This window comes from Pseudomonas sp. B21-047, assembly GCF_024748775.1.
GTDB lineage: Bacteria > Pseudomonadota > Gammaproteobacteria > Pseudomonadales > Pseudomonadaceae > Aquipseudomonas > Aquipseudomonas capeferrum.
Genome location: NZ_CP087169.1, coordinates 181,037 through 197,963, shown reverse-complemented (window position 1 = coordinate 197,963; position 16,927 = coordinate 181,037). Strand labels below are relative to the sequence as shown.

General features: G+C 63.8%; 19 protein-coding genes. 5 read left to right on the top strand and 14 right to left on the bottom strand.

Annotated features, from left to right (window positions below; translation table 11 throughout):
* Positions 1–204 precede the first annotated feature (204 nt).
* Positions 205–642, top strand: coding sequence for a CBS domain-containing protein (locus LOY26_RS00845; protein ID WP_033703285.1), 438 nt, complete (start codon positions 205–207; stop codon positions 640–642).
* A gap of 6 nt (positions 643–648) precedes the next feature.
* Here LOY26_RS00845 and LOY26_RS00840 read toward each other — a convergent pair whose 3' ends face one another.
* From LOY26_RS00840 to LOY26_RS00830, 3 genes are all read right to left on the bottom strand, one after another.
* Complete coding sequence (locus LOY26_RS00840; RefSeq protein ID WP_033703287.1) at positions 649–1,287, bottom strand: hypothetical protein; 639 nt, start codon at positions 1,285–1,287, stop codon at positions 649–651.
* 69 nt (positions 1,288–1,356) lie between these two features.
* Entirely contained in the window at positions 1,357–1,599 is a 243-nt protein-coding gene (locus LOY26_RS00835; protein ID WP_186665135.1) for a DUF2789 domain-containing protein, read from the bottom strand.
* Between the two features lie 61 nt (positions 1,600–1,660).
* Positions 1,661–2,119, bottom strand: coding sequence for an aminoacyl-tRNA deacylase (locus LOY26_RS00830; RefSeq protein ID WP_033703289.1), 459 nt, complete (start codon positions 2,117–2,119; stop codon positions 1,661–1,663).
* A 97-nt stretch (positions 2,120–2,216) separates the two neighbouring features.
* Between LOY26_RS00830 and LOY26_RS00825 the strand changes: the two genes are divergently transcribed.
* Positions 2,217–3,557, top strand: a complete 1,341-nt coding sequence (locus LOY26_RS00825; RefSeq protein ID WP_258714287.1) for a nodulation protein NfeD — start codon at positions 2,217–2,219, stop codon at positions 3,555–3,557.
* Positions 3,558–3,559: 2 nt separating this feature from the next.
* Complete coding sequence (locus tag LOY26_RS00820; RefSeq protein ID WP_027595137.1) at positions 3,560–4,312, top strand: slipin family protein; 753 nt, start codon at positions 3,560–3,562, stop codon at positions 4,310–4,312.
* Between the two features lie 77 nt (positions 4,313–4,389).
* Here the strand turns inward: LOY26_RS00820 and LOY26_RS00815 are convergent, their stop codons facing one another.
* The 3 genes from LOY26_RS00815 to abc-f all read right to left on the bottom strand — a co-directional run bounded on the left by LOY26_RS00815 (position 4,390) and on the right by abc-f (position 7,644).
* On the bottom strand, positions 4,390–5,022 hold the full coding sequence (locus LOY26_RS00815; RefSeq protein WP_258714286.1) for a LysE family transporter: 633 nt from the start codon (positions 5,020–5,022) through the stop codon (positions 4,390–4,392).
* A 124-nt stretch (positions 5,023–5,146) separates the two neighbouring features.
* A complete protein-coding gene (locus tag LOY26_RS00810; RefSeq protein ID WP_186660514.1) occupies positions 5,147–5,734 on the bottom strand; it encodes a mechanosensitive ion channel family protein in 588 nt (195 codons plus the stop codon).
* Positions 5,734–7,644, bottom strand: a complete 1,911-nt coding sequence (gene abc-f / locus LOY26_RS00805) for a ribosomal protection-like ABC-F family protein (RefSeq protein ID WP_186660524.1) — start codon at positions 7,642–7,644, stop codon at positions 5,734–5,736. Before abc-f ends, LOY26_RS00810 begins: the two co-directional genes overlap by 1 nt.
* 50 nt (positions 7,645–7,694) lie before the next feature.
* On the opposite strand from abc-f, the gene LOY26_RS00800 reads away from it, so the two are divergent.
* A complete protein-coding gene (locus LOY26_RS00800; protein WP_258714887.1) occupies positions 7,695–8,177 on the top strand; it encodes a TIGR02444 family protein in 483 nt (160 codons plus the stop codon).
* Here LOY26_RS00800 and LOY26_RS00795 read toward each other — a convergent pair.
* On the bottom strand, positions 8,153–9,223 hold the full coding sequence (locus LOY26_RS00795; protein ID WP_186665133.1) for an AlgP family protein: 1,071 nt from the start codon (positions 9,221–9,223) through the stop codon (positions 8,153–8,155). The two genes, LOY26_RS00800 and LOY26_RS00795, sit on opposite strands and share 25 nt — an antisense overlap.
* A gap of 228 nt (positions 9,224–9,451) precedes the next feature.
* On the opposite strand from LOY26_RS00795, the gene LOY26_RS00790 reads away from it, so the two are divergent.
* Positions 9,452–10,102 (top strand): FKBP-type peptidyl-prolyl cis-trans isomerase, encoded by a 651-nt coding sequence (locus LOY26_RS00790; RefSeq protein ID WP_033703297.1) that lies wholly within the window; start codon positions 9,452–9,454, stop codon positions 10,100–10,102.
* Positions 10,103–10,111: 9 nt separating this feature from the next.
* Here the strand turns inward: LOY26_RS00790 and LOY26_RS00785 are convergent, their stop codons facing one another.
* The 7 genes from LOY26_RS00785 to LOY26_RS00755 all read right to left on the bottom strand — a co-directional run bounded on the left by LOY26_RS00785 (position 10,112) and on the right by LOY26_RS00755 (position 16,683).
* Positions 10,112–10,582 carry an Rsd/AlgQ family anti-sigma factor gene (locus tag LOY26_RS00785; protein WP_033703299.1) on the bottom strand — a complete coding sequence of 157 codons (471 nt, stop codon included), beginning with the start codon at positions 10,580–10,582 and terminating at the stop codon, positions 10,112–10,114.
* Between the two features lie 231 nt (positions 10,583–10,813).
* Positions 10,814–11,314 carry a disulfide bond formation protein B gene (locus LOY26_RS00780; RefSeq protein WP_033703301.1) on the bottom strand — a complete coding sequence of 167 codons (501 nt, stop codon included), beginning with the start codon at positions 11,312–11,314 and terminating at the stop codon, positions 10,814–10,816.
* Positions 11,315–11,546: 232 nt separating this feature from the next.
* Positions 11,547–12,785 (bottom strand): heme biosynthesis protein HemY, encoded by a 1,239-nt coding sequence (locus tag LOY26_RS00775; RefSeq protein WP_186660530.1) that lies wholly within the window; start codon positions 12,783–12,785, stop codon positions 11,547–11,549.
* Positions 12,782–13,882 carry a uroporphyrinogen-III C-methyltransferase gene (locus tag LOY26_RS00770; protein ID WP_047582865.1) on the bottom strand — a complete coding sequence of 367 codons (1,101 nt, stop codon included), beginning with the start codon at positions 13,880–13,882 and terminating at the stop codon, positions 12,782–12,784. Before LOY26_RS00770 ends, LOY26_RS00775 begins: the two co-directional genes overlap by 4 nt.
* 45 nt (positions 13,883–13,927) lie before the next feature.
* On the bottom strand, positions 13,928–14,695 hold the full coding sequence (locus LOY26_RS00765; RefSeq protein ID WP_186665131.1) for a uroporphyrinogen-III synthase: 768 nt from the start codon (positions 14,693–14,695) through the stop codon (positions 13,928–13,930).
* Complete coding sequence (gene hemC / locus LOY26_RS00760; RefSeq protein ID WP_033703306.1) at positions 14,692–15,633, bottom strand: hydroxymethylbilane synthase; 942 nt, start codon at positions 15,631–15,633, stop codon at positions 14,692–14,694. The genes LOY26_RS00765 and hemC overlap by 4 nt, the downstream gene beginning before the upstream one ends.
* A 306-nt stretch (positions 15,634–15,939) precedes the next feature.
* On the bottom strand, positions 15,940–16,683 hold the full coding sequence (locus LOY26_RS00755) for a LytTR family DNA-binding domain-containing protein (RefSeq protein WP_033703307.1): 744 nt from the start codon (positions 16,681–16,683) through the stop codon (positions 15,940–15,942).
* Positions 16,684–16,927: the final 244 nt, after the last annotated feature.

Genomic DNA, 16,927 nt, shown 5'->3' with positions numbered 1-16,927 from the left:
GTCACAGATTATTGGGAACATTACCGCCCCCAGGAAGGTCCCCAGCACACTAAATCTGGCCTGCCTCCTGCGCGAAGTACGCAATCGGCTCAACCATGACGTTTTTCAATCGCCTCCATGCCGTTTCCTGCATTGCCGTGCAGAGCGCCGTGCCGGATGCTTTATTTACTTGGAGACAACGCTTTTTCCACCGCAGAGGCCCGTATGAAAAACGTCGAACAAATCCTCAAAACCAAGTCGAAACACCAGACCGTTTACACCATCGGCCCTGACGACTCGGTGCTGGAGGCGCTCAAGCTGCTCGCGGAGAAGAATATCGGCGCACTGCCGGTGGTGGAGAACAACCAGGTGGTGGGCATCGTCAGCGAACGCGATTACGCCCGCAAGCTGGTGCTCAAGGGCCGTTCGTCAGCGGCAACACCGGTGCGCGAGATCATGAGCGCCCCGGTGATCACGGTCGAACCCAAGCACAACCTGGAATACTGCATGAACCAGATGACCAACCTGCATTTGCGTCACCTGCCGGTGGTCAGCAACGGCGAGCTGCTCGGCCTGTTGTCGATCGGCGACCTGGTAAAGGAAACCATTGCCGAGCAGGCCAACTTGATCCTGCAGCTGGAGCAGTACATCCGCGGCGAATGAACCGCGTCAATGGTAGGCGCGCTCCAGTTCGTCCAGTTGATGGTCGAAGCTGCGCAGGCGCGCCGACCAGGTATACACCAGCACTTCAAGGTCGCGATTGAGCACTGCAGTGGTACCGTTGCCGGTACAGGTGGGTTCGCCCAGGTCGAGCTGGTAGCGCTCACGGGCCATGGCCGCCGCCACACTGGACAAGTCCCGCGCGTTGGCCAGCCAATGGTGTTGGTGATCGTGGATTTCGCGGTCGAGCGCCCGGCACTGGCGCTTGAGGGCATCCAGGCTCTGCTCCAGGGGCGTGCCCTTGAGCTCGCCCATGACCTCTTCGAACGTACGCCCGGAATGCCAGTAGCTACCCCAGAAATAGCGGTCGAACACCGTTTCGACCCGGCGCAGGGCCACCTTGGTGTTCCAGATGGTCAGCAACGTTCGCCCCTGAATCACTTCGCGCTTGTTCAGGTGCAAGTGCTGCCAGGCGATCCAGGTCAGCGCCACCAGCGCAACCGCCACGGTGACCGCGGCGGCGGCGTAGAGAAACTGCACCGCCTGGTTCATCTGTTGCGTCTGCCTGATGCCATAGAAGTAACTGGCCGTCAGCGTGCCCAGGATCGTCACGGAGCACCAGAAGCCTGGTGCGTAGGGATCTTTCATCGCGCTATCCCCTTATTGTTTTCCTGAGCATAGCAACGGCCAATCACTCGTCAGGTGCCGCTCGGCGCTTTATTTTCGGGGACGACGCAACGCTTCGTTGAGTTGGTCGAAGGGCACCGCCCAATCGGCATCTTCATTGATGCTGTCCTTCAGGAAACTGCGCTGGGCGTCGGTCCAGAACGGGGCATCCACCAGCTTGATGTCGTTTTGCAGCGGTGAATGGCTGGTGATGAATTGATCGATACTCAAGGCATCGTCAGGCAAGCCCAGCTGTTTGAAAAGGTCTGCAAATGGGTGGGTAGGTGCTTCCATGGTTCCTCCTGAAAGCCGGCCAGGCCGTCTACGACGCCCGCCCGGCATTGGTTTGAGAACATCAGCACAGCTCACGCACTTCGGCGTGCGGTACCAGCTTCATGAACTGCTCCATGCTCATGTGGATCAGGTGATCGTGGTCACCTGCCTCCAGGTAGACATCACCTTGGCGGGTAAGGGTCGGGTCGAGCATCATTTTTATCGCGTAGGCATCGCCAAGCGCCGGTACCGCGCCCCGTTCGCAATCACCGAACAGGCTCGGCAAGCCGCTTTCGCGGGTCAGTTGCCAGGCGCCGGACATGCGTACCTTGCTCATGTCCAGGTGCCGGTTGGCCGGTAGCACGGCCATGATGTAGTTGCCATGCCGGTCATCGAGCATCACCGACTTGGCGACACGCTCGGCGGGTACGCCGGCCGTGCGGGCCGATTCCAGGCTGGTGGCCGAATGTGGATGGGGAATGATGTCGTAGTCGCAGTTGGCCTTGTCCAGGCGAGCCTGCAGCGTCTTTGCCATGCGCATGATGCACCTCCGCAGTTACCCCCAATCTTCAATTTTAGGCCTTGGGCCGCCAGCCATGACTAAACTTGTGTAATAGAGGCGAACGAGGTGACGACAGGTGGCCGCTCGCTGGTGGCGCTGGCTGTTGCTGTTGATGCTGTTCGGGTTGACGCCGAGCGGCCAGGCCGCGCCCGGAGCGGTCTGGGTGTTGAGCATCGACGATGCCATCGGCCCGGCCAGTGCAGACTACCTGGTGCGCAGCCTGGACCAGGCCCAGGCGCAGGGCGCGCAACTGGTGGTCATTCGCATGGATACGCCCGGCGGCCTGGACAGCGCCATGCGCCAGATGATCAAGGCAATACTCGCCAGCCCCGTGCCAGTTGCAAGCTTCGTCGCCCCCAGCGGGGCGCGGGCTGCCAGTGCCGGCACCTATATCCTCTATGCCAGCCATGTTGCAGCCATGGCCCCAGGGACCAACCTGGGGGCTGCCACACCGGTGCAGATCGGCGGCGCCCCCAAGGACGACAAGGCCAGGCCCGGTGACGATGCGCAAACCCTCGCCCGCAAACAGGTCAATGACGCCGCCGCCTACATACGGGGCCTGGCGCAGCTGCGCGGGCGCAATGCCGATTGGGCGGAGAAGGCGGTGCGTGAAGCGGTCAGCCTGTCTGCCAACGAGGCCATGCAACTGAAGGTAATCGACTTGGTGGCGAACGACCTGCCCGACCTGCTGCGCCAGCTTGATGGCAAGACGCTGGAGGTTGCCGGCCAACCACGGCAACTGCACACCGGCGATGCCAGCCTGGTCGAGCACCTGCCGGACTGGCGCACGCGCTTGCTGGCGGTGATCACCAACCCCAGCGTGGCGCTGATGCTGATCATGGTCGGCGTGTACGGCCTGCTGTTCGAGTTCATGAACCCTGGCTCCGCCGTTGGCGGCGTGATCGGCGGCATCTGCCTGCTGTTGGCGCTGTATGCCCTGCAGTTGCTGCCGGTGAGCTACGCCGGAGTCGCGCTGATTTTGCTTGGGCTGGCCTTTATGATCGCCGAAGCGTTCTTGCCCAGCTTCGGCGTGGTCGGTTTTGGCGGCATCGTTGCGTTCGTGGTCGGTGCGGTCATCTTGATGGATACCGATGCCCCCGGCTTTGGCATCCCCTTGGCGTTGATCGCCAGCCTGGCGCTGCTTTCGGCGCTGTTCATCGGTGGCGTGCTGGGCATGGCGCTGAAAGCGCGCAAACGCGCCTTGGTCAGCGGTGATGCCGGCCTGGTCGGCAGCCTGGTCACCGTCACCCAGGTGCTGGCAGACAACCCGTACTGCGGCTCGGTACAGGCGCAGGGCGAACAGTGGCAGGTACAGTGCGCGACGCCACTGCAACCTGGCCAACACGTGCGCGTCATGGCGCGTCGCGGCGTGATGCTGGAGGTAAGCGCCGCTGCACCTTCGGCGCAAGGAGAATGACGATGTTCATGCAATTGGGTTTCGGCGCCCTGCTGATGCTGCTGGGCGTGCTGTTGCTGTCGGCGTTCCGTATCTTGCGAGAGTACGAGCGCGGCGTGGTGTTCCAGCTCGGGCGCTTCTGGCAGGTCAAAGGGCCGGGGCTGATCTTGCTGATCCCGGTCATCCAGCAGATGGTCCGGGTAGACCTGCGCACGGTCGTGCTGGATGTGCCGCCGCAGGATGTGATCACCCGCGACAACGTCTCGGTAAAGGTCAATGCGGTGCTGTACTTCCGCGTGCTCGACCCCCAGAAGGCAATCATTCAGGTCGAGGACTTTCTCGTCGCCACCAGCCAGCTGGCCCAGACCACCTTGCGCGCAGTGCTCGGCAAGCACGAACTGGACGAGCTGCTGGCCGAACGCGAGCAGCTCAACGCCGACATACGCCAAGTGCTGGATGCGCAAACCGATGCCTGGGGCATCAAAGTGGCCAATGTCGAGATCAAGCACGTCGACCTCAATGAATCGATGGTGCGTGCCATCGCACGCCAGGCAGAGGCCGAACGTGAACGGCGGGCCAAGGTGATCCATGCCGAAGGGGAATTGCAGGCGTCCGAGAAACTGATGCAGGCGGCGCAGATGCTCAGCAAGGAGCCGGGAGCCATGCAGTTGCGCTATATGCAGACGCTGGGGGCGATAGCCGGGGACAAGAGCTCGACCATCGTGTTTCCGCTGCCGTTGGATTTGCTCAAGGGGTTTGTGGAAAAACCGAAATAGCGGGGGAGCGGCGGTGCGGCGATCCGACTTGCCCCGCGAACACCGGCGAAGCCGGTGCCATCACTCGCGGGCTTTTTTCAGATAGGCGCGCGGCGCAGGGTCGCCAGGAAGGTCGCCGCGCCGAGGAACAACCCGGCAAAGGTACGGTTCAGCCGCTTCTGCTGCTTGGGCGTACGCAGCAGGCGCAGCACGCGCGAAGCCAGGCCGGTGTAACCCGCCATCACCAGCATGTCGACGGTGATCATGGTCACGGTGATTGCCACGTACTGCGGCAGCAGCGCTTGATGGGGATTGATGAACTGCGGCAGCACCGCCAGCATGAACACCAAGGCCTTGGGGTTGCTGACGTTGACCAGAAAACCACGGAACACCAGGCTCAGCGGTTTACCGATGGGGCGTACGGCAGGCTCGTCGCTCATGTCCATCGGCAACGCACGCCATTGCTTGTAGGCGAGGTACACCAGGTAGGCGACGCCAAACCACTTGATGATCGTGAAGGCAGTGGCGGACGCAGCAAGGATGGCGCCGACGCCGGCGGCAATGATGGCGATCTGCACAATCAGGCCAATCTGCAGGCCCAGGGCGTTCCAGTAACCGCGCCAGAAACCGTACTGCAGGCCGCTGGACATCGAGGCAATCGCCCCGGCCCCCGGTGAAAGGCTGATCACCCAACACGCAGCAAAGAAGCCCAACCACACTTCCATCGACATCACACACCTCGCTCGAACATATGTTGCAAAACGTTAAGCTAAGGTGTTGGTGAAAAAATAACCAGCGATTTTTTGAGTGTGTGCGGGGGTTGTAGCGGCCTCTTTGCTGGCCAATGTCAGGGGGTCAGTCAGACTCGCTCGACAAGTCCCTGTTCAGGCCCTGCACTTCAGCCCCCCGCCAGCGCCGCACCGACTTCTGGAAGAACTGGCTGTTGGGCACTTGCACCAGCGCCCCGCCCGCCTCGGGCAATTCCATCAGCGTGGTGAACAGCAGGTTGATGGCTATGACCCGGCCTTTGACCCCAGGCTTGTCCAGGGTATCGACCAACTCCACCACATCGCCGATGCGAAACGGCCCGACGGTGAAGATCAACACTGCGCACAGCAGGTTGGAAAGCACGCTCCACATGGCGAAGAAGGCCACCGCGGCCACCGCGACGAAACCGGACAGCGCCGTCCACAGCACCGTCGCAGAAACCCCCATGCGCTCCAGCACGAACAGCAGTGCGCTGCCCATGATCAACCAGCGCAGGCTGCCACGCACCGGCACCAGCAACTCCGGCGGCAATGGATAACGCTGGCCCAGACGGCTGAGGCCACGGGCGATGACGCGCTGCAGCACGAAGGCGGCGGCCAGGATCAGCAGAATCTGCAACCCCAGCCAGAAGGTATCCATCCATTGCCCCGGCAGCAGCGAGCGCAACGCCTCCATCAGGACAGCGCCTCGAGCTCGGCCTGCATGCTTTCGAGGGTTTCCAAGGCTTCCATCCAGCCCTCTTCCAGCTCGCCTTCACGCTGCTTGAGCTTGCTCTGCCGGGCCAGCAGGTCACGCAGTTCATCCTTGCGCGCCGCCTCGTAGACGCCACTGTCGCCCAGCGCGGTCTCGATCTCGGCCAGCTGGCCGTGCACTTGGTTGAGCTCGGCCTCCAGCTTGTCGGCCGCTTTCTTGTGCGGTGCCAACTGCTGACGCAAGGCCGCTGCCGCCTGGCGCTGGGCCTTCTTGTCAGTCTTGTCCGGGTTGGCTGGGGCGCTACTGGCCGGCGCACTGCGCTGACGGTAGTCGAGCAGCCAGCGGCTGTAGTCTTCCAGGTCGCCATCGAAGGTACCGACCTTGCCGTCGGCCACCAGCAGGAAGTCGTCGGTGGTGCTCTTGAGCAGGTGACGGTCGTGGGAAACCACCACCACGGCACCGGCGAACTCCTGCAGGGCCATGGTCAGGGCCAGGCGCATTTCCAGGTCGAGGTGGTTGGTCGGTTCGTCCAGCAGCAACAGGTTCGGCCGCTCCCAGGCGATCAGCGCCAGGGCCAGCCGGGCCTTCTCGCCGCCGGAGAAATTCACCACTGGTTCGTCGACACGGTTGCCATGGAAATCGAAGCCGCCGAGGAAGTCGCGCAACGTCTGCTCGCGCTCTGTGGGGGCAATGCGCTGCAGGTGAAGCAGCGGGCTGGCCTTATCGTCCAGGGAGTCGAGCTGGTGCTGGGCAAAATAACCCACGGCCAGGTTCTCGCCACGGACCAGGCGCCCCGACAGCGGTGCCAGCTCGCCGGCGAGGTTCTTGATCAGGGTCGACTTGCCCGCACCATTGGGGCCGAGCAGGCCGATGCGCGCGCCCGGCACCAGTTGCAGCTTGACCTTCTCCAGGATGGCTTTGTCGCCATAGCCCAGGCAGCCCTCGGACATGTCCAGCAGCGGGCTGGAGATTTTCTGCGATTCGCGGAAGACGAAATCGAACGGCGAATCGACATGCGCCGCCGACAGTTCTTCCATGCGTTCCAGGGCCTTGATTCGGCTCTGTGCCTGGCGGGCCTTGGTGGCTTGCGCCTTGAAGCGGGCGATGTACTTTTCCATGTGCGCGCGCTGGGCCTGCTGCTTCTCGTAGGCTTGCTGCTGTTGCGCCAGGCGCTCGGCACGGGTGCGCTCGAACGCGCTGTAACCGCCCTTGTACAGGTTGAGCTTGCGCTGCTCGACGTGCAGCACGTGGTCGACCACGGCATCGAGGAAATCGCGGTCGTGGGAAATCAGCAGCAAGGTGCCGGGGTAACCCTTGAGCCAGTCTTCCAGCCAGAGGATCGCATCCAGGTCCAGGTGGTTGGTGGGCTCATCGAGCAGCAGCAGGTCGGACGGGCACATCAGCGCCTGCGCCAGGCTCAGACGCATCCGCCAGCCACCGGAGAAGTCACCGACACGGCGGTCCATCTGCTCGTTGGTGAAACCCAGGCCTGCCAGCAGCTTGCGCGCGCGGGCATCGGCGGTATAGCCGTCGGCACTTTCCAGCTCACTGTGCAGGCGGGCCAGGGCGGTGCCGTCATGCGCCGTTTCGGCCACGGCAAGCTCGGCCTGCACCTTGCGCAGGCGCACGTCGCCATCGAGCACATAGTCCACGGCCAAGCGGTCGAGGGTGTCGACCTCCTGGCGCATGTGGGCTATGCGCCAGTCGCCGGGCAGCTGGCAGTCGCCGGAATCGGGCGAAAGCTCACCGCGCAGCAAGGCGAACAGGCTGGATTTTCCGGCGCCGTTGGCGCCGATCAAACCGGCCTTGTGGCCGGCGTGCAAGGTCATCTCGGCGCCTTCTAGCAAGCGCTGCGGACCACGCTGTAAAGTGAGGTTGGATAGTCTGATCATGATGGTCGCGGAGTCTACCAGCTTCCTCGACCCGTAGCGTGAGTGGAATCATGTGCACCGACCTGTGGAATCACGCCTTGGCCTTGTATGCCAGGCCCGGCGTGGAAGAGGCCTGCCTTGGCGTGCAAGCGCTGGGCGGTGACGTTTGCCTGTTGCTCTGTGCGACCTGGCTGCAAGCACGCGGCGTGGCCGTGACTGAGCAGCGCGCGCAAGCCCTGGTTGATATCGCCGAACCTTGGCAGCGTGAGGTGGTGGCCCCGTTACGTGGCCTGCGTCAACAATGGCGCACGGCAGCGCACAACGATGCGCTGTTGGCGGCATTGCGTGAGCAGGTAAAGAGGCTGGAATTGCAGGCCGAGAAGACCTTGCTGGAACGCTTGCAGGCGCTTTCGCAACAGTGGCCCGCAGACTCTCACGAGCCCACGGACGACTGGCTGGCCCGGCTAGCGCCGGACCAGGCCCGAGAACACCGCGCGCTGCATCAATTGCGCGTCGCGGCGGCAGCGCTTCAGGAGGCCGAAGACGGCGCCTGAGCCGGGGTGCTGGCAGGTGCCGAAGCGGCCGGGGCCGGGGCGGCCGAATTGGTCGCGGCAGCAGGCGTGCTGGTGGCAGCCGTGGCCGGCTTGGTTTCGGCTGGCTTGGCGGCCGCTGGCTTGGCTGCAGCTGGCTTGGCGGCTGCTTTCACCGCCGGTTTTGCAGCGGGCTTGGCGGCGGCACGCGCGGGTGCCTTGGTGGCAGCGGCCGGTTTCGCCGCAGGCTTGGCCGCAGGTTTGGCCGCTGCTGTTTTAGCCGGGGCTTTGGCAGCGGCTGGTTTGGCTGCAGGCTTGGCGGCAGCGGCCTTGGCGGGTGCCTTGGCAGCAGCTGGCTTGGCTGCGGGTTTGGCAGCAGCAGCCTTGGCCGGGGCTTTGGCAGCAGCTGGCTTGGCTGCGGGTTTGGCAGCAGCAGCCTTGGCCGGAGCTTTGCCAGCGGCTGGTTTGGCGGCTGGCTTGGCCGCAGGCTTGGCGGCGGCGGTTTTGGCTGGCGCCTTGGCGGCAGCGGGTTTAGCGACAGCTCTGGCTGGCGCCTTGGCAGTGGCGGCTTTGGCGGCTGGCTTGGCGGCGGTGCGAGCGGCTGGCTTGGTAGCGGCGGCTTTCGCCGGGGCTTTGGCAGCGGCCGGTTTTGCAGCCTTGGCGGCTACGGCGCGCTGGTCCAGCGCTTTGCTGGCGGCTTCACGCACCTTGCCCACACCCTGGGCCAGCTTCAGGCTGTCCTGGGCATCACGCTTGAGTTGCTGGATATAGGTGCGGGTCTGGGTCTGACGGTCCTTGAGCGAGTCGAGCAACCCTTCAAGTTCACCAATGGCTTTCTGGGCCTTGGACTGCGCCTTGGCTTTACCTGCCTTGGCCGCGTCCTGCATTTTCAGGCGACCATTGTGCAGTTTCTCTTGTGCCTTGCCCCGTTGCTTTTCCAACTTGGCCAGCAGTTTTTCCGCATCAGCCAGCGCTTGCGAGCAGGCATCTTCCAAATGTTCGAGCAGGCTGCCCGAAAGTTGCTGGAGCAGGTGCAACGGCGTACTTACTGGCTTCTTTTTGGCCGACATGGTTTACCTCCTGGCTGACGAGATTGCGGCTCATACTATGCTTCTGCTGCTACCGCCGCTAGGGCATGTTGACAGTAATATTTACGCCGCGTTGCATGCCTGGGCAAAGTTGTTATCTTGCAGCTCCGTGAAAGTGTAGTTGCTGAATTAAGCGTTGCTCATATTTGGCAGATACTGGCCCACCCCGATGTTGGCTGTAACGGCCCGCTCATTGCGCAGGAACTGCCCATGCCTCGTTTTCTTGTTTTAGGTTTGTGCCTGGTGGCGCCCTTCGCCCTGGCCAATGCGGACGACCACGACCTGGCCTACAGCCTGGGCGCCAGCCTGGGCGAGCGCTTGCGCACCGAGATGCCTGGCTTGCAACTGGACGCCTTGGTCGAAGGCCTGCGCCAGTCCTATCAAGGGCAGCCGCTGAAGCTCGACAAGGCACGCATGCAGGCCGTGCTGCAGCAGCATGAGGCGCAGGCAGACAGCACGGCGGAGCAGGCCGAGGCAGACAAGCTCAAGGCGGTGGAAACTCGCTTCATGGCCAACGAGCGGGCACGGGCCGGTGTGCATGAGCTACCCGAAGGCGTGCTCTACAGCGAACTGCAAAGTGGCGCCGGGGCACAGCCCAAAGCGGGGGGCAAGGTACAGGTTCGTTACGTAGGCAGGTTGCCGGACGGCTCGGTGTTCGATCAGAACCAACAGCCGCAGTGGTTCAGCCTGGGCTCGGTGATCGAGGGGTGGCAGGTGGCCTTGCCTCGGATGCATGCAGGCGCCAAATGGCGCCTGGTGATTCCGTCGGCACAAGCCTACGGCGCAGAGGGCGCGGGTGACCTGATCGCACCCTATACGCCTTTGGTATTCGAGATCGAACTGCTGGCAGTTGGCGACTGACGCCAAGCCTCAGGCTTCGACTGCGCCCTCTTCCTTGTGCGCGTTGTGCAGCACCTCGATCAGGCAATCTTCCAGCTCGAAGCGCTCGTGCAGCAGGCCGCCCAGCTTGGCCAGTTTTTCGGCGAAGCGCTCCGGGTCCTTGCACTCGCCCTTCTCGCAATGGTCATTGAATGCCAGGGCGATCTGGGTACTGTCATCGATACGTGGGTTGATCTGTGTGGCCAGTTCAAGGCCACGCGTATCACCGAAGGCCTTGGCTTCGCTGACCAACTGTTCGCTGACCTCGAAGTGCCAGGCCGACACGTAGTCGACCAGGACCGCACAGAAATCGCGGTTCTTGTCCTTGTCGGCGAAGGCCGGCTTGGCGTCGCGCAACGCGCGGAAAGCCTGCACCAGCTCCTGGCGCTCCAAAAGCCAACGGTCGATCAGCTTATGAACCCCGCCCCAGCGTTCCTGGGCGTTCTGACAACTATCGAGCATGGCGATCTCTTCCCTTCTGGGTAGATGCCGCTGCACCTCGCACCACGACCGCGCAGCACAAAGGTGACATCAGCAGGACGGCATCGAGCAGTTGTATTTTCGGTATGCGTGCTGGGAGATTATTCCCGCGCGTGCTGACCATCAAGGTACTCAGCAGACAAAGTTCATACAAGTGTTTAATACCCCCTGGCAACGCCATTGGTCGCGATGGCGCCCCAGGCGTGCGCCAGGTCAAGTACCGGCCAGGGTGCGGAAACGATACGCCAGCAGGTGGCTCAAGGGCAGCGCAGCCAGCAACAGGAACGCCAACAGGCTCCATTCAGGCAGCGTCAGGTCGAAAAAACTCCAGGTCAGCGAGTGGCAATCCGGCCCACCCAGCAGTAACTGCCGGGCAGCCTCGCGCCAGGATTGCTCGAACACCCGCCAGATCGGCGCCGGGCATACATGAACCGCCCCACTCGCCCCTTGCAGCCAGACATGCCGGGCGGCCAGCAGCGCCCCCGTCAGCGAGCAGGCCAGCAGCGCCCGCGTGTAACCGCGGCTGGTCGAAGGCGCCTGTACCACTGCGCCCAGGCAAAGCATCGCATACAGGCCCAACAGCAGGCGCTGGGTGAAGCACAACGGGCACGGTATCAGCCCCAGCGTATATTCCAGGTAATAGGACCCGACCAGCACCGCCAACGAGGCCAGGCAGGCAGGGACAAAGAAAGTACGTAAACGGGCCGGCAGCATGGGCAATGGTGGTCCCGGGGAATGAAGTGGCTTGAAACGGTAGAGGAAACAACCGCTTTGTTTCAAGGCACTACAGGGACGACAAGTCGCTGAATAGCAAAGGAAGTTTCCATTCTGGAAGTAGGAAACGTCTTAAGAAATGGATTGCAGATCTAACTTACATTGCCAGACAAGTTACCCAGCCCCTGAATCCGCACTTCGGCGCGGGCTCAGGGGTGGCTCAGGCAAAGGTTCAGGCGCGTACGGCTTCTGGCAACGGCAGCGCCAACAGACGCTCATCCAGCAAACCAAGGCCTTCCTGGAACAGCTGGTTGCTGCGCTCGGTCTCGCCAAGGCCGGCGAGCAGGCGGGCCAGCTCGGCGCAGGTTTCCGGGTTGCGTTCCATCCGCAAGCTGCTTTCCAGATAGTCACGCGCCTTGCCCCACAGGCGGTTTTGCAAGCTCAGGCGGCCGAGGGTCAGCAACAGGCTCGGGTCTTGAGGGTTGGCTTTAAGCCAGCCTTCGGCAGCCTGTAGCTGACGTGCCGGGTCATCACCGCGCACCAGGCCATACAAACGGGCCAGGTGGCTTTCGTATTCGCGCTTGAGGGCGGTGCGCAACACCTGCTCCGCCTCGCCCTGGGCGCCCACCTGCCGCAGTTGCTCGGCATAGGCCAGCACCAGTTGCGGTTCCTGGCGCTGGGCGGCGGTAAGCTGTTGCCAGGCGCGCTCCAGGGCCTGACGCGCACTTTGCGCATCTTCGCCCCGGGTCGTCGCCAGGCTCAGGTTCTGGCCCCAGGCGCGTTTTTCCAGTTCGGCGAGCTCATCGGCCGGCAGCACCTTGCCCTTGCGCAGCTCAGGCAGCAGACGAATCAGCGCCGACCAATCGCCGCGCCCCAGGTGCAGGCGCTGCAGCAGGCGCAGTACCTGGCCGTTTTGCGGGTGTCGCTCGTGCATGGCCAGCAGGGTTTCCAGGGCGCCGTCGGTATCACCGCGGTCCATCTGCAACTGGGCATGGGTCAGGGCAATGGCAAGCTCGGCCTGCGGCTGACGCTCCAGAGCACGCTCGAGCAACTGGTCGCTGTCTGCCGTGCGGCCTTGCTCGTTGGCCGCGCGGGCGGCACCGAGGTAGTACAGCAAGGGTTGGCGCTCGGCTTCGGCGGCGCGGTGCAGATGGCGTTGGGCGCTGGCCCAGCGACCCTCGGCGAGGTCCAACTGGCCTTGCTCGATGGCCACCCGGATGCGACGGCTGCGGTTGCGTCGCGACCACGGGTTGACCACACCACTGGAGGTCAGCACCAGGCCGACCAGGTAGCGCAGCAACCAGAGCACGGCGATTACGGCGATCAGCCCGGCCAATGCCGCCCACAGCCCCGACTGGTAACGGAAGCTGCCATAGGAGATCAACACATAGCCACTGTGCTTGGCCACCGCGATACCCAGCGCAGCGGCGATCACGATCGCCAGCACGGCCAGCAGGTAGACCCGCTTCATGGTTTGCCCCCCTCACCCTCGGCCGGCAGGTGACGGCGCTGGATGTAGGCCTGCACCGAGGCCAGGCTTTCGCTCAGGTCAGGGGTGACGACAGACACCGGCTGCTCGGCCAGGGCGTTGAGGCTGTCGAGCATGGCCTTGCTCTGCGGGTTGTCGGCGTTGAAGTTGGCCAACAGCACAGAGCGCGCATCATCCAGCGCCTGGGTGTAGACCTTGGCCTCGCCGTTGAGCGCCGCCCACTGGGCCTGCTCGATGGTCAGGCTGAGGGCCAGGCGCAACTGGTTGAGCGACTGCCCGGCCAGCAGCGGCCGCACGTTGTCATCGGCGTTGAAGTCGATCTGGAAGTACTTGGAGATTTCCGCCCACCACTGCGACCAGCGGCTGGCGCCATCGCCGTCGGCAGTCAGCGCGCCAAGGGCATCGGCGTTGCTGTCGAACTCGGGCGACTGGGCGCTGAGTTGCTGCACCAGTTCACGTTGCGCGGCCAGCTTGAGGTACAGGCCGGTGCGGTCGGGTTGCTGGGTGCTGTTGAGCGTTGCCAGGCTGCGTGCCAATTGCTCGCGGGCGGCGAAGGCGCCTGGGTCGCTCTGCTCGCGCAGGATTTCATCGGCGCCTTCGACCAGCGCCTTGGCACTGGTGATGTCTTGCAGGGCAGAGAGGCGCAGGGTGGCCAGGCGCAGCAAGTGCTCGGCCTCTGCCAGGCGCCATTCCTTACGGCTTTCGCCAAGCACGGTTTCCAGGCGCTGGCTGAGGCGCTGCTGGTCGCCTTGCAGCTGCGAGACCAGCCGACGGCGGTCTTCCAGCTCGCTGGCGGCCGGCAGGCTGGCCAACTGTGCACTGATCTGCTGCTCACGCTGCTGCAGCGCTTCGGCGCGCTGGTTCAGCGCTTCAAGGTGCTGCCCTTGGTTGAACTCGTTGCCTTGCAGTTGACGCACCTGCCAGACACCCCAGCCACCTATTGCGACCCCGGCCGCTCCCAGCAGCAGGGCCAGTGCTGCCAGACCACTGCCGGAGCGCTTGGCAGGTGGGGCGGTGACGGGGTCCGCCGGCGTCTGGGCCGACGGCTGATCATTATTGGACAAGACAGTTTCGCTCACGTATCCATCCTTTGCATGGGGGCGCTTGGCGTTCAGCTTAGCGCCTTAAGAGGCAGGTGCAGCGCTGCGCTGCACGGCTGCCAGCAAGGCCGTGGCACTGGCGCCACGGCAATCCACAACCTGTTGGGCCCCGGCGGCCCTGGCCTGCTCGGCAACCCGCGGGCTCGGCACGAACAGCGGCAGACGCGCCACCTGCGGCCAATCGGCGCCGGCCATCTGCTGCAAGTGTTCAAAGCCCTGCCCACTGCTGACCACCAGGCCATTGAGGCGTTCCGCTTCGATGCGACGCATCAAGGTGCCCACCGGGTATTCCGGCAGGCTGCGACGATACAGTTCCAGATAATCGACACTAGCACCTTGCTCTGCAAGACGCTCTGCCAGCAGTTCGCGACCTCCGACGCCGCGGACGATCAAGACACGCGGCGCAGGCACGCCGATAGCCTCGCGCAGGGCCGCCAGCGCGAGCAAGGCTTCACTGTCGTCACCTTGCGCTGGGCAGGCCACCTCAAGGCCCGCGCCCTGCAGCACCGCTGCGGTCGCCTCGCCCACCGTGAACCAGCCTTGAGCCGGTGGCTGTAGCCCGGCCTGGGCCAGCCGTTCGAGCAGCAACCTGGCTGCCGGCTTGCTGACCACGATGATTGCCTGAAAGCCCTGCAGGCCCGCGAGCAACTGGCGTTGCCGCTCGTCCACGGCGACAGCGTCTATCGCCAGCAGCGGCAGACAACTGCTGGCCACCCCCGCCGCCGCCAGCCGTTGCGCCAGTGCTGTGCAGTCATCGGCAGGCCGGGTCAGCAACAGGCGCCAATCACTCACGGGTGCCCGGCCTCGCCATAGACTTCCTTGAGGATGGCTTCGGCGCCCTGGCCCAGCAGGTCTTCGGCAACCTGCACGCCCAACGCCTCAGCCGCTGCGCGCGGCGCCCGGGCGTCGGCCACCAGCAAGGTGCCACCGCTGGGCTGGCCGACCAGGCCACGCAGCCACAGCTGGTCGCCTTCAAGTACCGCGTAGCAGGCGATCGGCACCTGGCAGCCGCCATTGAGGTGTTTGTTCAATGCCCGTTCGGCCACCACCCGGTCGGCGGTGTCGAGATGGTGCAGTGGCGCCAGCAGCGCATGGATTTCACTGTCAGCACTGCGGCATTCGATGCCCACCGCGCCTTGGCCGCCCGCTGGCAGGCTGTCGTCGACGCTGATGCTGGAGGTGATGCGGTCTTCGAAACCGAGGCGGATCAAGCCGGCCGCAGCGAGGATGATCGCGTCATATTCGCCGGCATCGAGCTTGGCCAGGCGGGTATTGACGTTGCCCCGCAGGAAGCGGATTTCGAGGTCCGGGCGGCGCGCCAGCAACTGGGCCTGACGGCGCAGGCTGGAGGTACCGACGATGCTGCCGGCGGGCAAGGCTTCAAGGCTTTCGAAACGGTTGGAAACGAACGCATCGCGCGGGTCTTCGCGCTCGCAGATGCAATACAGGCCCAGGCCTTCGGGGAAGTCCATGGGCACATCCTTCATCGAATGCACGGCGATGTCGGCTTCGTTGTCCAGCAGGGCGGTTTCAAGCTCTTTGACGAACAGGCCCTTGCCGCCGATTTTCGCCAGCGGCGCGTCGAGCAGCTTGTCACCGCGGCTGACCATGGGCACCAGGGTCACGATCAGCCCAGGGTGAGCCTGCTCGAGGCGGGCTTTGACGTATTCGGCCTGCCACAGGGCCAAGGCACTTTTACGGGTGGCAATGCGGATTTCGCGAGTGGACATGGAACGCCCCGATGCAGAGAAATACCGCCGATGATAACAGCTCCGATGGCATCGCTAGCAGATACGGGTCAAAGGCGGTGCGGTGGGGGTGGCTGTTGTGCTTGTGCCCACGGATGGCTGTTTGTAGGAGCGGCCTTGCGTCGCGAAAGGGCTGCGCAGCAGCCCCGGCTATCTGTGCGGCGAAGCTGAAAACCTGGGGCCGCTTTGCGAACCCGGCTATCTGTGCGGCGAAGCTGAAAACCTGGGGCCGCTTCGCGGCCCTTTCGCGACGCAAGGCCGCTCCTACAACAGGCAGCGCACAGCGGGTCAGAGCGTCTGCATCATCTTGCGCACGCCAGCCACGTGGCGCCGGCTGACGGTCAGCGCATCACCGTCAAGACCCTTGAGAAACAGCTGAAAATGCCCCAGCGGCGTGCGCTGCAGGCGTTCGATACGTTCGCGAGCCACCAGCGCGTTGCGATGGATGCGCACAAAGCGATCGCCAAATTCATCTTCCAGGGCCTTGAGCGGCTCATCGAGCAGCACTTCCCCGGTCTCGTGGCGCAAGGTCACGTATTTGTGGTCAGCAATGAAATAGATGACCTGGGGCAACGGAATCAGCTCGATGCCTTTTCGCGTTCGCGCGCTGATATGGCTGCGCGGGCCTCCGCCTTCATTGGCAGGCCGGGTAAGCGCCGCCAACTGGGCGCGGTTGGGCTTCTCGGCCTTGCGCAAGGCATCACGCAGCGCCTGGGGCTGGAAGGGTTTGGTCACATGGCTGAGGGTGCTGTCCTTGAAAGCCTCGGTGCCGTATTCGTCGTCACCGGTGCAAAACACCACCGACGGCGGCGCCTCGCGCTCGCACAGGCGAGCGGCAACCTGCAGGCCATCCAGGCCGGGCATGCCGATGTCGAGCAGGACGACATCAGGCTTGAGGCTTTCAATCAGCGCCAGGGCTTCCTCGCCGTTGGTGGCGCTAGGCTCCAGCACGGTGTAACCCTCCAGTTCGCCGAGCAGCCTACTGAGGCGTTCACGGCCTTGGGGTTCGTCATCAACGATCAGGACATTCATAATTGCGCTGGATTCCTGAATGAGTCTCGCACAGGTATAGCGTAGACAGATGTGGTTCGAGCGACACTGCGGTCACGCTCTAGACCGGTGCGATGGCCAAAGATTCACTCGGCCGGCAGATTCACTGCCAGTCCTCTGTCCAACTGTAGACGGTCCATGGAACACTGCCGTTCAATCCTGCAAATCCTTGTGTGCGTGTCTGCCTGCCGTTTTCGGGTCATTTCTCTCGACCGGCGCCCTGCGG